This is a genomic window from Asaia platycodi JCM 25414 (genome assembly GCF_000614545.1).
Taxonomy (GTDB): Bacteria; Pseudomonadota; Alphaproteobacteria; order Acetobacterales; family Acetobacteraceae; genus Asaia; species Asaia platycodi.
In genome coordinates this window covers 62522-77309 of record NZ_BAKW01000020.1, presented here as the reverse complement: position 1 = coordinate 77309, position 14788 = coordinate 62522, and the positions used below count along the sequence as shown (strand labels likewise).

At 61.9% G+C, this 14788-nt stretch carries 5 protein-coding genes and 7 pseudogenes; all 12 read left to right on the top strand.

Going from position 1 to position 14788, the window contains the following annotated elements; all coding sequences use genetic code 11:
* The first annotated feature begins 133 nt into the window (after positions 1–133).
* The 12 genes and pseudogenes from JCM25414_RS20530 to lpxC all read left to right on the top strand — a co-directional run bounded on the left by JCM25414_RS20530 (position 134) and on the right by lpxC (position 14724).
* Positions 134–1494 (top strand): annotated as a pseudogene (locus tag JCM25414_RS20530) (UDP-N-acetylmuramoyl-tripeptide--D-alanyl-D-alanine ligase).
* Positions 1494–2585, top strand: coding sequence for a phospho-N-acetylmuramoyl-pentapeptide-transferase (gene mraY / locus JCM25414_RS13655; protein ID WP_025841995.1), 1092 nt, complete (start codon positions 1494–1496; stop codon positions 2583–2585). The pseudogene JCM25414_RS20530 and the gene mraY overlap by 1 nt, the downstream one beginning before the upstream one ends.
* A 1-nt stretch (position 2586) precedes the next feature.
* Positions 2587–3936: pseudogene (murD, locus tag JCM25414_RS20525) on the top strand (UDP-N-acetylmuramoyl-L-alanine--D-glutamate ligase).
* 28 nt (positions 3937–3964) lie between these two features.
* Positions 3965–5157 (top strand): annotated as a pseudogene (locus tag JCM25414_RS20520) (FtsW/RodA/SpoVE family cell cycle protein).
* Positions 5154–6269 (top strand): annotated as a pseudogene (gene murG / locus JCM25414_RS20515) (undecaprenyldiphospho-muramoylpentapeptide beta-N-acetylglucosaminyltransferase). The pseudogenes JCM25414_RS20520 and murG overlap by 4 nt, the downstream one beginning before the upstream one ends.
* 56 nt (positions 6270–6325) lie before the next feature.
* Positions 6326–7744 (top strand): UDP-N-acetylmuramate--L-alanine ligase, encoded by a 1419-nt coding sequence (murC, locus tag JCM25414_RS13625; RefSeq protein ID WP_025841991.1) that lies wholly within the window; start codon positions 6326–6328, stop codon positions 7742–7744.
* Positions 7741–8636, top strand: a pseudogene (murB, locus tag JCM25414_RS20510) (UDP-N-acetylmuramate dehydrogenase). Before murC ends, murB begins: the two are co-directional and overlap by 4 nt.
* A complete protein-coding gene (locus JCM25414_RS13615) occupies positions 8633–9571 on the top strand; it encodes a D-alanine--D-alanine ligase (RefSeq protein WP_025841990.1) in 939 nt (312 codons plus the stop codon). The pseudogene murB and the gene JCM25414_RS13615 overlap by 4 nt, the downstream one beginning before the upstream one ends.
* A 71-nt stretch (positions 9572–9642) precedes the next feature.
* Positions 9643–10587, top strand: coding sequence for a cell division protein FtsQ/DivIB (locus tag JCM25414_RS22605; RefSeq protein ID WP_242403586.1), 945 nt, complete (start codon positions 9643–9645; stop codon positions 10585–10587).
* Positions 10584–11982, top strand: a pseudogene (gene ftsA / locus JCM25414_RS20500) (cell division protein FtsA). The gene JCM25414_RS22605 and the pseudogene ftsA overlap by 4 nt, the downstream one beginning before the upstream one ends.
* An 84-nt stretch (positions 11983–12066) precedes the next feature.
* Positions 12067–13548 (top strand): annotated as a pseudogene (gene ftsZ, locus JCM25414_RS20495) (cell division protein FtsZ).
* 168 nt (positions 13549–13716) lie between these two features.
* On the top strand, positions 13717–14724 hold the full coding sequence (gene lpxC, locus JCM25414_RS13595) for a UDP-3-O-acyl-N-acetylglucosamine deacetylase (protein WP_025841989.1): 1008 nt from the start codon (positions 13717–13719) through the stop codon (positions 14722–14724).
* Positions 14725–14788 lie beyond the last annotated feature (64 nt).

The following is a 14788-nucleotide window of genomic DNA, read 5'->3' as shown; positions in this document are numbered from 1 at the left end:
CCCTTGCCGAGGCGCGTGCGGGCGATGTGGTGGTCGTGGCAGGCAAGGGCCATGAGAGCGGCCAGACCGTCGCAGGCGTGACCACGCCCTTCGACGACCGTGCCGTCATCCGTGAGTTGGCGGGAGTTGCCGCATGAACGGCCTCTGGTCCAGCGCCGAACTGCGCGAAGCAACACAGGGACGTCTCGACGCCGAGCTTTCGGTGAGCGGCATTTCAATCGACACCCGCAGCCTTGAGCCGGGCGATCTATTCATCGCGCTTGTCGGTGAAAACAGCGACGGCCACGCCCATATTGCGACGGCCCTAGACAAGGGCGCCGCCTGCGTCATGGTGCATCAGGCTCACGCGGGCACTGACCCGCGCCTGCTGCATGTGGCCGATACCATGGCCGGTTTGCAGGCCCTCGGTCATGCGGCACGCGCACGATTTTCAGGCAGGATGGTCGGGGTGACCGGCTCGGTCGGCAAGACCACCACCAAGAACATGCTGCAATGCGCCTTTTCGGCGCTCGGCCCGACCCATGCGGCCATCGCCTCTTACAACAATCATTGGGGCGTGCCGCTCACGCTTGCCCGAATGCCCCGTGACACTGCCTATTGCATGGCAGAAATCGGCATGAATCACCGCGGCGAAATCGCGCCGCTCGCTGCCATGGTACGCCCCGATGTTGCAGTCGTCACCACGATCGGCAGTTCGCATCTCGGCTATATGGGCAGCCTCGACGCCATCGCCGAAGAGAAATCAGATCTGATCGCGGCCCTGCCCGAAGGCGGCGTGGCGGTCGTGCCTGACGATACCGGCATGGATGCCATCTTCGCGCATGCAGCGGCCAGATCCGGTGCGCGTCTCACCCGCGTCGGACTTTCCAAAGGCGCCGATTACAGGCTGACCGACCTCACCATCACGCCTGACGGATCGCATTTCCGCTTTGACGGGCTGAATATAGTACTGCGTGCGCCGGGCGCGCATCTTGCGCGTAACGCCGCGCTCACGCTCGCCACGCTTCGTGCTTTCGACCTGCCTCTCGATGCCGCCATCACGGCCCTCACCCATTGGCGCCCCGGCGCCGGCCGGGGGCAGATCCAGCCCATTCTGGACGGCACTGCTCCCTGCTCGATGAGAGCTACAACGCCTCGGTGCTCTCCATACGCGCTGCGCTGGAGACGCTCTCGCTCGTGCCGGGCACACGCCGAATCGCGGTTCTGGGAGATATCCGCGAGCTGGGTGACTTCGCCGAAAGCGAGCATCTGTCTCTCGTGCCCGATCTGATGGCCCATGCCGATCTGGTGTTTTGCTGTTGCCCGCATATGCGCCATGTTTTTAACGCTCTTGCAGAAGAAAAACGTGGCGTCTGGCAAGCAGACGCGGCATCTCTCGCCCCCATCGTCCAATCCAATCTGAAAGCCGGTGACGTGGTTCTCGTAAAAGGCAGTCTTGGCAGTCGCATGCGCGACATTGTCGCCCCTCTTCTTGCCGGGGGCGCGAAAGGCTGATGCTGTATAATCTTATCGCCATTCACGACACGACCCATGGCGGTTTCTTCAATCTCTTCCATTATCTGACCTTCCGCTCTGGCGGAGCCTGTCTGACGGCTTTTGTCATTTCGCTGGTTTTCGGGCGTCCGTTCATCGCCCAGCTCAAACGCATCCAGCGTGAGGGGCAACCCATACGCACGCTCGGCCCAGAGCGGCATATTCTCGAAAAGGCCGGCACCCCCACCATGGGCGGAATGCTGATCCTGATCGCGCTTTTCGTGTCCACCCTGCTCTGGGCCGATCTGACCAATGGCTTCGTCTGGGCCGTCATGTTCGTTACCGCGGCATTCGGTGCGGTCGGTTTTGCCGATGATTATCTCAAGCTCTCCAAGCGCAATACGGCTGGTTTCTCCAAACGCGCCCGTCTGGGGAGCGAGTTCGCCGCGTCGCTGATTGCCGGATACTGGATGGAAAGCCTGATGCCGCCGGAACTGCGCAATATGGTGGCCTTTCCCTTCGTGAAAGACTTTCTTCTGCCGCTCGGTTTCGCCTTTCCGCTTTTCGCGATGCTCACCATGACGGGGTTCGGCAACGCAGTGAATTTCACTGACGGGCTCGACGGTCTGGCCATCGTGCCTGTGGTGATCGCGGCCCTTGTATTCGCGCTGATTGCCTATCTGGTCGGCAATCGCGTTTTTGCCGATTATCTGCAACTGCATCTCGTGCCTGGCACGGGAGAACTCGCGGTTTTCTGCGCCGCACTGATCGGCGCCGGGCTCGGTTTTCTCTGGTTCAATGCAACGCCTGCCGATGTTTTCATGGGCGATACAGGCTCACTCTCGCTTGGTGGGGCGCTGGGCGCCGTGGCGGTGGCTGTCAAGCATGAGCTGGTGCTGTGCATCGTGGGCGGGCTGTTCGTGGTCGAAACCCTCTCTGTCGTGATTCAGGTCTTCTGGTACAAGCGCACCAAGCGGCGCGTCTTCCTGATGGCACCGCTGCATCATCATTTCGAAAAGAAGGGCTGGCAGGAACCCAAGATCGTCATCCGATTCTGGATTGTCTCGATCCTGCTCGGTCTGGCTGGCCTCGCCACACTGAAGCTGCGCTGAGATGACGGATTGCACCTTTCCTACCGATCTGTTTGCCGGATCGCGATTTGCCGTGGCGGGTCTGGGCCGTAATGGCAGCGCTGTGGTCAAGGCCCTTCTCGCCATGGGCGCCGAGGTGCAGGCCTGGGACGACAAAAATCCACCTGAAGCCGACCCGGCTCAGCCACGCTTTACCGCGGCTCCTATCGAGACGCTTGCAGGCTTGGACGCGCTCATTCTCTCGCCAGGCATTCCGCACGTACTGCCAGCCCCGCATCCGGTAGCCGTCAGGGCACGAGACGCGGATGTGCCCATTTTGTCGGATGCAGAAATTCTGTTCCAGGCAGTGCGCCGCGCCGGGTCAAAGGCCCGTTTCGCAGCCATAACCGGCACGAATGGCAAATCGACCACTACGGCACTTCTGGCCACATGCTCGAAAAAGCCGGGCGACCGGTTGCTGCGGGCGGCAATCTCGGAACGGCCTCGCTCGCCTTGCCGCTTCTGCCCGATGACGGCGTGTATGTGATCGAGATGTCGTCCTACATGCTGGAACGGCTGAGTTCTTTTCACGCCGATACGGCCTGTCTGCTCAATCTGACACCGGACCATCTCGATCGTCATGGCGATATGGCAGGCTATGCCGCCGCCAAGCGTCACGTGTTCGACAACATGACCAGCGCCGATCTCGCGGTGATCAGCATCGACGATGATCATTGCCGGGCGATTGCACAGGATTATGCAGCACAGGGCCTCACGGTCGCAGCGCTCTCGATCAATGACGAGGAATCCGTCACTTCCATCGCAGCCCCGATGCGTGAAGCGCCGACTCTGCCGGGCGCGCATAATCTGCAAAATGCGCTCGCTGCCACCGCCATGGCCCGGCATCTCGGCTCGATGAACGCGCTATTGCCGAAGGCTTCGTAGCTATCCAGGTCTGCCGCACCGTCAGGCTTTGGCCGGTGTGATCGATGGCATCCGCTTCATCAATGACAGCAAAGCGACCAATGCCGAAGCAGCCCAAAAGGCGCTGCTCTGTTACGACAAGGTGATCTGGATTGCAGGTGGCACCGCCAAATCGGGCGGCATCGAGGCGCTGACACCGCTTTTCGGACGCATCGCCCAGGCCCTGCTCATCGGGCGTGACGCGCCGGTTCTTGAGAAGACCCTGAAAGACCATCACGTGGCCGTCGAGAATTGCAGCACACTCGAAGCTGCGACCGTCGCGGGCCTTGCCGCGGCAAAGGCGCTCGCTGCACCAGTCGTTCTGCTTTCGCCTGCCTGCGCAAGCTTCGACCAGTTCGCAAGTTTTGAGGCGCGAGGCGCACGGTTTGTCGATATCCTGACTCGTCTACGCGATTCAGAAGCGCCCTGATCCGAGGGGCCAGAAGGATTAGGGGAATATGGCAGGGCTCTCACGTGTCGATACGTCCAGAATTGGGCGATGGTGGCGCAATATCGATCGCGTCACGCTCTGCTGCGTCGGGATCCTGATCGCTTTCGGTTACATTCTCATGCTCGCGGCCAGTCCCGCCGTGGCCGTGCGTATCGGTGCCTCACGCGAGATGTTCATTCTCAAGCAGGTGATCTTCCTGCTTCTGGCGGGCGCCGTGGTGCTGGTGGTGTCGTCGCTCTCTCGTCCGGCGGTCAAACGCCTGGCCTTGATCGGTGGCGTCATCGCACTCGCCGCCACGTTCATGACGCTGGTGCATGGTGTCGAAATCAAGGGCGCACGACGCTGGATTGCGCTTCCCATGATGTCGGTTCAGCCTCGGAATTTCTCAAGCCGTTTTTTGCCGTCGTCACGGGTTGGCTTCTGGCCGAGCAGCGCCGACGCGTGATCATGGGGTCGATCCGCTTTCCCGGCATGCTGATCGCTTTCGGCTGTTTCGGGCTGATCCTGCTTCTGCTCAAATCGCAGCCCGATATCGGCATGTTGTCGGTCATCACCATGGTGTTCTTCATCCAGCTTTTCGTGAATGGCCTGCCAATCATTTTCGTGGGCGCCGGTGTAGGCGCCATGGTCGCCGCCTTTGCGGGCGCGTTCGTGGCCTTTCCTCACGTGCGTTCACGTGTGGAGCGGTTTCTTCACCCCAATGTTGGCGACCATTACCAGATCGACACTGCCATGCGGGCCTTTGGCAATGGCGGCATGATGGGGCGCGGCCCCGGCGAAGGGCGCGTCAAGGATCTGCTGCCCGATGCCCATGCCGATTTCGTTTTTGCCGTTGCAGGTGAAGAATACGGGCTGTTCATCTGCCTGTTCATCATTCTCATTTTTGCCGTGATCGTGGTGCGTACACTCGTCAAGCTGATGCGAGAGAGCGATCCGTTCGTCATCACCTCTGCTGCAGGGCTGGTCGCCGGTTTCGGGTTACAGGCTTTCATCAATATGGGCTCGACCCTGCATCTGATTCCGACCAAGGGCATGACGCTGCCGCTCATCTCCTATGGCGGTTCATCCGCGCTTTCGATTGCCCTGACGCTGGGCATGGTGCTGGCCCTGACGCGCCATCAGGTTTCTGCCAGCCCGATCAGTTCAAATTATGCAAGCCAGGGCCACTGGACCTCGCTTCGGGAAGGACCGACTTCATGACCCGTCCAATCGTGATTGCCGCAGGAGGCACGGGCGGACATTTCTTCCCGGCCGAGGCGCTCGCCACAGAACTTGCCGCGCGTGGGCACGACCTCGTGCTCATGACCGACAAACGCGCGGGCAAGCGCATGACCGGCGTTTTCAAGGATCGACCGCAATATGTGCTTGATGGCACCGGCGTTGCGGGCAAGGGCGTTTCCGCCAAGCTGCGAGGCGTGGCGTCACTCCTGCGCGGGGCATGGGGCCGCGCGCGCGCTGCATCGCCAGCTTAACCCGATCGCGGTCATCGGCTTTGGCGGCTATCCGTCCGTACCGCCCATTTTGGGTAGCCGCTTCGTGACCGGCTCGCATCGCCCGCTCGTGATCCTGCATGAAGGGAATGCGGTTCTCGGTCAGGCCAATGCGCTGCTGGCGCGTTTTGCCACCGCCATCGCGACTTCCTATCCCACAGTTGCCCGCCTGCCGCTCGGGCTGCGCGCCGCGCTGACCGGCATGCCCGTGCGACCCGAAATCGAGGCCCTGCTCGACGAAGACTATGCGCCGCCGGGCGACGCCATCCATCTTCTGGTCTGGGGCGGCTCTCTTGGCGCGAAGATTTTCTCGACGATCATTCCGGCGGCGCTTGCCTTGCTCCCGGCAGGATTTCGGGCGCGCCTGCACGTGACGCAGCAGGTACATGAAAAAGATCTCGAGGACGTACGCGCGGCTTACGAAAAAGCCGGGATCGATTGCGCGCTGGCGCCTTTCTTCTCGGATGTCGCGAGCCTTCTGAAAAAGGCGCATCTGGTAATCGGTCGTGCCGGTGGCTCGTCTGTTGCCGAACTCACCATCGCCGGTCGCCCCTCGGTGCTCGTGCCGCTGCCTATCGCCGCCTCGGACGAACAGGGCGCCAATGCAACACAACTCGTCGATGAGGCGGCGCCTGGATGTTCAGGCAGAATACCCTGACCCCGGAAACCTTGTCGGCATTTCTGGGCACGCTGCTGAACGACCCTGAGCGCCTGACTGCCGCCGCCAGAGCAGCACGCGCTTTCGCCCATCCTCACAGCGCCAGACTGCTGGCCGATCTTGTAGAAGCGCGTATTTCGGATTACCGCTCCTCCACTTCCTGACACGCAGCGTTTTTTACTGACGTCTGTTTTTTGCTGTTTCTCTGAAAGCCTGTTTCATGCGCGCACTTCCCCTTTCCATTGGCACCATCCATTTCGTCGGTATCGGCGGCATTGGCATGTCTGGAATCGCCGAAGTGCTGCATATGCTGGGCTACAAGGTTCAGGGTTCGGATATCAGCGAAAGCGCCAATGTGCTGCGCCTGCGCAAGCTGGGCATTACGGTCGCGATCGGACATGACGAGGCGAATCTGGGCGGGGCGCAGGTTGTCGTGACCTCTACGGCGGTAAAGAAAGACAACCCGGAAGTTCTGGCCGCGCGTGCTCGCCTGATCCCTGTCGTGCGTCGTGCGGAAATGCTGGCCGAACTCATGCGCCTGCGCTGGGCCGTGGCCATTGGCGGCACACATGGCAAGACCACCACGACCAGCCTCGTCGCCTGCGTGCTGGAACAGGCAAAGCTCGATCCGACCGTGATCAATGGCGGCATTATCGAGGCCTATGGCACCAATACGCGCATGGGGTCGGGCGACTGGATGGTGGTTGAGGCCGATGAGAGCGATGGCTCCTTCCTGCGTCTGCCTGCGGTGATTGCCGTCGTCACGAATATGGACCCCGAGCATCTCGACCATTGGGGTACGGCAGAAGCCATGCAGGCGGCCTATGACCAGTTCGTCTCGAATATTCCATTCTACGGTTTCGCCGTGCTGTGCATAGACCATCCTGCCGTGCAGCAGATGATCCCGCGCCTTTCCGATCATCGCATCGTCACCTACGGGTTCAGCCCGCAGGCCGATGTACGCGCCGACAAGATGATTACCGACCGTCTTGGCGCCACGTTCGAGGTGGTCATCACCAGCCGCACCCAGAAGACCACACGGCGCGCCGGCCCCTTCCGTCTGCCCATGCTGGGCCAGCATAATGTGCTGAATGCACTGGCCGCGATTGCGGTCGCCAGCGAGATGGATATCAGCGACGAGACCATCCGCCTCGCCCTCGCCGGGTTCCGTGGCGTCAAGCGACGCTTCACGCGCTGTGGCGACTATAACGGCATCACGGTGATCGACGATTACGGCCATCATCCTGTCGAGATCGCCGCCGTGCTGCGCGCTGCCCGTCAGGCAGGCGCACGCGATGTCATCGCCGTGGTCCAGCCCCATCGCTATTCGCGTCTCGAAGCTCTTTTCAGCGATTTCTGCACCTGCATGAACGATGCAGGCACAGTGATCGTGACCGATGTCTATGCCGCAGGTGAAGCGCCAATCGAAGGGGTGAGCCGCGATTCGCTGATCGAAGGGCTGCGCGCGAGCGGCCATCGGTCGGTCGTGCCGCTCCCGGGGCCCGAGCATCTGGCCGAGATGATCAACGCCATCGCCAAGCCCGGCGATTTCGTTGTCTGTCTCGGCGCGGGCACCATCACCAACTGGGCGCATGCCCTGCCGGGTCAGCTTGCCGCATTGAACGGCAAATCCTCATGAGCACAGCTCTACGCTCCCTCACCCCGCGCGGCAGGCTGAGCTTCGATGCGCCCCTCGGGCCACGGGCCTGGTTTCGCACGGGCGGCAATGCCGAGGCGCTTTTCGTGCCCAAGGACGCGCAGGATCTGGCCGAGACGCTTGCAGCCCTGCCCACAAACACGCCGGTCACGGTGCTTGGTGCCTGCTCGAACGTCATCATACGCGATGGCGGGATTGAGGGGCTTGTCGTGCGTCTGGCAGGCGGGTTTGCCGATATTGTCATCGAGCCCGACGGGCTCATTGCGGGTGCTGCCGCGCTCGACATGATCGTGGCAGAACAGGCCGCCAATGCCGGGCTTGCAGGGTTGGAATTTCTGGCAGGTATCCCCGGTTCGATCGGCGGCGCGTGGTCATGAATGCCGGGGCTTATGGCTCGGACATCAATGCCGTGCTCGACTGGGCGGAAATGCTTCTGCCCGACGGCACGATTGCGAGATTGAGCAACGAGGCCCTCGCTTTTACCTATCGTCATGCCGTGCTTCCGGAGGGGGCCATCGTGCTCCGGGCGCGTCTCAACGCCAGACCCGGCGATGCAGCGGCCATTCGCGGGCATATTGCCGAAATCAAGGCCGCGCGCGAAGCGTCACAGCCCGTCCGGGCGCGCACGGGCGGCTCGACCTTTCGCAATCCGGAAGGCCACAAGGCCTGGCAGTTGATCGACGAAGCCGGGTGTCGCGGGTTGACGCGGGGCGGCGCTCAGGTGAGCGAAAAGCACTGCAACTTCCTGCTCAATCTGGGCGAGGCCACGAGCACCGATCTCGAAGCCCTTGGCGACGAGGTGCGTCGACGCGTGCAGGAACACAGCGGCATCGCGCTGCATTGGGAAATCAAACGTCTGGGGAAACTGCCATGAGCCTGAAAATCGCTGTCCTTCAGGGTGGTATTTCGAGCGAACGCCCGGTGAGCCTGCGGAGCGGCGCCGGTGTCGCCGAGGCGTTGATCGAAGCGGGCCATGATGTGGTGAGCGTCGATGCCGGTGCGGATCTGGTGCAGACCATCAAGGCGCTGCGCGATGCCAAGCCCGACGTGGTGTTCAACGCGCTGCATGGGCCGCTCGGTGAAGATGGCGCCATTCAGGGTGTGCTGGAATGGCTCGGCCTGCCCTATACCCATTCTTCCATCCGCGCCTCTTCGCTCGCGATGGACAAAGATGCCTCGCGTCGCGTTTTCGCGGCGGCTGGCCTGCCCGTTGCAGCGGGCCGGGTGGTCACGATGGACGAACTCGCCGCCGCCGACCCACTGCCCACGCCCTATGTGGTCAAGCCGATTTCCGAGGGCTCGTCTTTTGGAGTCGAGATCGTGCGCACCGGCAGTAATCGCCGTCAGGCCATCGCGGCAAACTGGGCATTCGGGAAAGAGGCGCTGGTCGAGGAATATATTCCGGGCCGCGAACTCACGGTGGCGGTGCTCGGTGACCGCGCCCTGACTGTGACCGATATCGTCGCGGCCTCCCCGACCGGCGATTTCTATGATTTCGATGCGAAATACGCACCTGGCGGCTCGGTGCATCATGTCCCCGCGCAGGTGCCTGACGATATTTTCGAGCAGGCCCTTCGTGTGGCGGAAGCCGCTCATCGGGCTCTGGGCTGCTCCGGGGCCTCACGCGCCGATTATCGCTATGACGAGGAAACGGGACGGCTCATTCTGCTTGAGGTCAATACGCAGCCCGGTATGACAGCCACCTCGCTTCTGCCTGAACAGGCGGCGTATTGCGGGATAAGCTACCCCGAACTCTGCGACTGGCTGGTCCGTGATGCGCTGGCGGCTCGAGGCAAATCGGCCGCATGAGAGACAGGCGGCCAGAAACGCCGTATCGCGGCCCTGTGCAGCAGGACAGACCGGCAAGGCTTGTCCTCTTCATGCGCCGACACAAGCGCGGGCTGCGCCAGATTCTGGCGTTGCTCGTTTTGCTGGGTCTGGTTGGCTTCGGCTTCTCTGCGCTCAAACTCTCGAGTTCAGAAAGCCGTTTCGCCCCCTACCGGGCGAAGCTGGTTCAGTATCTGCCGTTTCAGATCAAGACCATACGCATCGAAGGGCGCAACCTGACACCAGAGGAAGATCTGGCCAAGGCGCTGGGCACCTCTGTCGGCCAGCCCATATTCGGCTTTTCCGTTTCGGCGGCGCGTGACCGTATAGATGCGCTGCCCTTTATCGACCACGCCACCGTTGCCCGTCACATGCCCGACACGGTCATCGTGAAGATTGTCGAACGTAGCCCGATTGCCGTCTGGCAGGACCACGGCCAGTTCATTCTCATCAACCGGGCGGGGGAGCGCGTGCCCGACCAGGGGCTGGAGGGAAAGAACGGACAGGCCTTCATAAAGCTGCCGCTCGTCGTGGGTGAAGGCGCCAATCTTGCGGCGGCGACACTGACCGACGCCCTGACAGCCAACCCTGCGGTAAAGGATTTTGTGGTCGCCGCCGTACGGGTGGGACAGAGACGCTGGAACCTCACCCTTCGCGATGGTGCGACCGTATTGCTGCCGGAAGGCCAGGAGCAGGCAGCGCTTGCGAGACTGGCACAATATCAGGCCCAGTTCCGGCTCATGGAGCGCCCGGTCGTGTCGATCGACATGCGTCTGCCCGACCGGATGGTCATCCATCAGACGCCCGCGCCGACTACCGATCCGAACGCGCCCCAGGCGGACAAGGCGGCTGCGTCGGGCACTCCGGGCGATAAAGGCGCGCCGCCTGCCGCAGCACCGCCCGCCGCCGTAAACAAGACCTCTCGCCCCGCAGCGGCACATGGAAGCGCGGCGCATCTCCCCTCCCCCCACCCCGCAGATGGAGCCCCGGAAGAATGAACGACCTCGTACCAACCGACCCGGAAGCCCCACGCAAGAAGCGCCGCCGCACAGTGAGAAGCCGCTCGCTCCTGCCGGTCAGTTCGCGGCAGAACAATCACGCACGTTCTGAAGAGCATATCCTGTCGCTGCCACCGGCAGACGAGCCCAACCTGCCCAGGCATTGGCGGTTGGTGTTTTCGGGGTTCTGGATATCGGATCCACCAAAATGACATGCCTGATCGGGCGAGGCGAAGCCGATGGCACATTACGCGTTCTCGGTTATGGCTGGCGGCGTTCACGCGGCATACGCAACGGCAATATCGTCGATCTGAAAGAAGCGGAACAGGCCATTCGTGCGACCGTCGGACAGGCAGAAGATGCTGCCGACCGACGATTGGACAATATTGCTGTCAATCTCTCCTGCGGCCATCCCGAAAGCCATCTGTTCAACGCCCGCATGCCGATCGGCGGGCGCGAGGTGAGCGAGGCCGATATGGGGCGCGTCGTGGCAGAGGGGCAATCGCGCGCCTATACCGAGGGGCGAACGGTCATTCATACCCTGCCCATCGCTACGCCGTGGACGACACCTATGGGATCGTCGACCCGCGTGGACAGGTTTGCGAGCAACTGACAGCGCGCCTGCATGTTGTCGATGCAGCAACCGCAGCGGTAAGAACGCTCGACTCGGTGCTCATGCGGTCAGAACTGAAAATGACCAATCTCGTCTCGGCGTCGCTTGCCTCGGGGCTGTCAGTGCTCGACGCGGATGAACGTGAACTTGGCGCCACCGTGGTGGATATGGGCGGCGGCACGACATCGATCGCTGTTTTCGGCGAGGGCATGCTGCGCCACACGGCATTTCTGCCGGTCGGCGGTCTGCATGTGACGCGTGACCTCGCTGGGATGCTCTCGACCTCGCTCGACGAGGCCGAACGACTCAAGACCAAATACGGGGCCGCCGAGCTTTCGGCAGAAGACAGCAGCGAGCTGATCACGCTTCAGAAAATCGGTGAGGAAACGGGCATTCTCACAACCGTCTCGCGCGCAAGACTGGTCTCTGCCATTCGTCCTCGCATTGAGGAAACGCTCGAACTCGTGCGCGACAGGCTCGATGATGCCGGGTTCGGTCGTACCGGACGCGAGCGCGTCGTGCTGACTGGAGGGGCCTCGCTGCTCGATGGCGTCGGCCCTATGGCAGCCCGTATTCTGGATCGTCCCGTGCGGCTCGGCCGCCCTCTGGGCATTGTAGGCCTGCCTGAAATCGGGGCCAACTCGGCCGGTTTTTCCACGGCTTCGGGCCTTCTGGCCTGGGCGGCTGGCGCCGATCGCGGCTTTCACGATGCCGACTCTCCAGACCCCCGACCGAATGGCATGCTAAAGCGCCTTGTGCATTTCATTAGGGGTCGCGCGTGAGGAAAAAGTAACCTATGTAGTTCATGCTCCTCAGTCATCGTTTTGCCTTTCGCGACTGATTTCAGCCCTGTTTCGGATTTCGCCATGACGCTCAATCTCACCGCACCGCAGTATAATTATTCCGATTTTTCGCCACGTATCACCGTGATCGGTGTCGGCGGTGGCGGCATGAACGCCGTCAACAACATGATCGAGATGCAACTGCAGGGCGTCGAGTTCGTCGTGGCCAATACGGATGCGCAGGCCCTTGCCGGATCGCGCGCCGAACGCCGCGTTCAGCTTGGCCCGCATCTGACCCAGGGTCTGGGCGCAGGCGCAAAACCTGAAATCGGCAAGGCGGCGGCAGAAGAAGCAGCAGAAGAAATCAGCCGCCATATCGATGGCGCGCACATGGTGTTCGTCACGGCGGGCATGGGTGGCGGCACAGGCACCGGAGCTGCACCCGTCATTGCGAAAATGGCGCGCGATCGCAAGATTCTCACGGTCGGCGTCGTCAGCACGCCTTTCGGCTTTGAAGGCGCGCGACGCAAGAAAGTCGCCGAGGCGGGTATTGCCGAGCTGCAGCAATATGTCGATACGCTGATCGTCATCCCGAACCAGAATCTGTTCCGCATGGCCACCATGCACACGACTCTGCGCGAAGCGTTCAAGATGGCCGATGAAGTGCTCTATATGGGTGTGCGTGGCGTCACCGATCTGATGCTGGCACCGGGGCTGATCAACCTCGACTTTGCCGATATCCGCACCGTCATGGCCGAAATGGGCAAGGCGATGATGGGCACCGGCGAGGCCGAAGGGGAAGATCGCGCTCTCGAAGCCGCGAACCGCGCCATTTCGAACCCGCTTCTTGACGATTCCTCATGTCCGGTGCGCGCGGCCTGCTGATCAACATCACGGGTGGTGACGATCTGACCCTTTATGAAGTTGATCAGGCCGCAGAGCGCATCCGTCAGGAAGTCGCCGATGACGCGACGATCATCTGGGCTCGGCAATCGACTCCACCTCAATGGCCGCATCCGCGTGTCGGTTGTCGCGACGGGGATTGATGGCAGCCGCGCGCCCGAGCCCGAAATCGTCGAAGCACCGATCGAGACCGTCGAGCAGGCGCCTGTCACCCCCGATGGCGCTGAAAATGCCCAGCCTGGTGCGCAGCCGCCCTTCCAGCCGGCCTCGACCTACGCAGCGGTGTCACGCCAGCCGCCGCACTACGCTCTCGACGGTCAGGCTGCACCGTCATCGGCTCCGTCGCCACATTCCGTGCCCTCTCAGGCTGCCAAACAGGCGCCGCAAGCGGCTCCCTCGCCGCGCTCGGGTCTTTTCTCTGATCAGAACCAGCGTTCCGCACCTGAGCCCCAGTCGCAGCCGCGCAGCCTGTTTGGCATCGTGACAGGCGCGCTTCGTGGTCGCCCTGCTCCGACGGCCAGCGCCCCGCATGAAGAGGCGCCGCGTCACGCGCCGACCGTTGTCGAGCGCGAAGACTCACCGCGCGTTTCTTCCGGCCACGAGGGCAGTGAAGAGAACGGTCTGGACATTCCCGCCTTCCTGCGTCGCGATCAGGGGCGCTAAAACCTTGCACTCTGTTGCAACCTGAAACTGAAATTACAGTTCAGTTTCAGGGGCTTAGAGCGTAATACTTGGCAATAAACATTGACTGGTCTGCCCTCCCCTTAAGCGGTTACAGCTTTCCAAACGATCCGGGCATCATGTCGCGGAATTAAAGGAGAGCCTCCCATCATGCAGATCACGGCTGAAACACCGTTCAAAGCATCGATTGTGCCTCTCCCCCTTTCCAATATCGCCCAGGGTTTTTCTTCTCTTGCCTCCACGAGCGCGCGCTTCTTGCGCCAATGCACGCTCAACCAGTCGATCACCTGCGTCGGTATCGGCCTGCATAGTGGCGCACGTGTGCGCATGGTGCTAAATCCAGCGCCCGCCGGTCACGGCATCGTCTTCAAGCGCAGCGATTTACCGCAGTCGCGACTGATCCCAGCACGCCATGATTACGTGGTCTGCACCAGGCTCAGCACCGTCATCGCCCACCCCGATGCCCCGGAAATTCGTATCGCCACCATCGAGCATCTGATGGCTGCTCTTCATGCCAATGGCATCGATAACGCCCTGATCGAGATCGACGGGCCGGAAACGCCGGTGCTCGACGGGTCGGCAGCCGAATTCGACTTTCTGATCCAGTGCGCGGGCACGGTTGCGCTGGAGAGTGCCCGCAGCGTCATTGAGGTGCTTCATCCCGTGCGCGTCGAGGATGCCAGTGGTGCCTATGCCGAGCTGCGCCCTGCCCGCTCGGGAATGGCTCTGGCCATGTCGATCGATTTTACCGCTTCAGTGATCGGTCAACAGCGCCATGCGATGCCGCTCACCCTGGAGCGCTTTCGTCAGGAAGTCGGGTTTTGCCGCACGTTCGTCGAACGCAAGGAAATCGAGGCACTGCAGAAGATGGGCCTCGCGCGCGGTGGGTCATTGCATAATGCAATCGTTGTCGAGGGCGATACGGTTCTCAACCCGTGCGGACTACGTCACCCGAAAGAATTCGTCCGTCACAAGCTGATGGACGCGGTGGGTGATCTCTATCTGGCCGGGCATACCCTGCAAGCCGGTTTCATGGGCCATAAATCGGGTCATGGGCTGAATAACCGCCTTCTGCACGCGCTTTTCGCCTCGCCGGAAAACTGGCGCCTTGTCGGTGGTGAGAGTGTCGCGCAGCCCGCCTTGCGCGCAACGGCGTAAGCGCAACGATCTCATGCGCCCAGGTCTTCCGCGAACGGTAAGGCGTGATATAAGACCGTTCGTC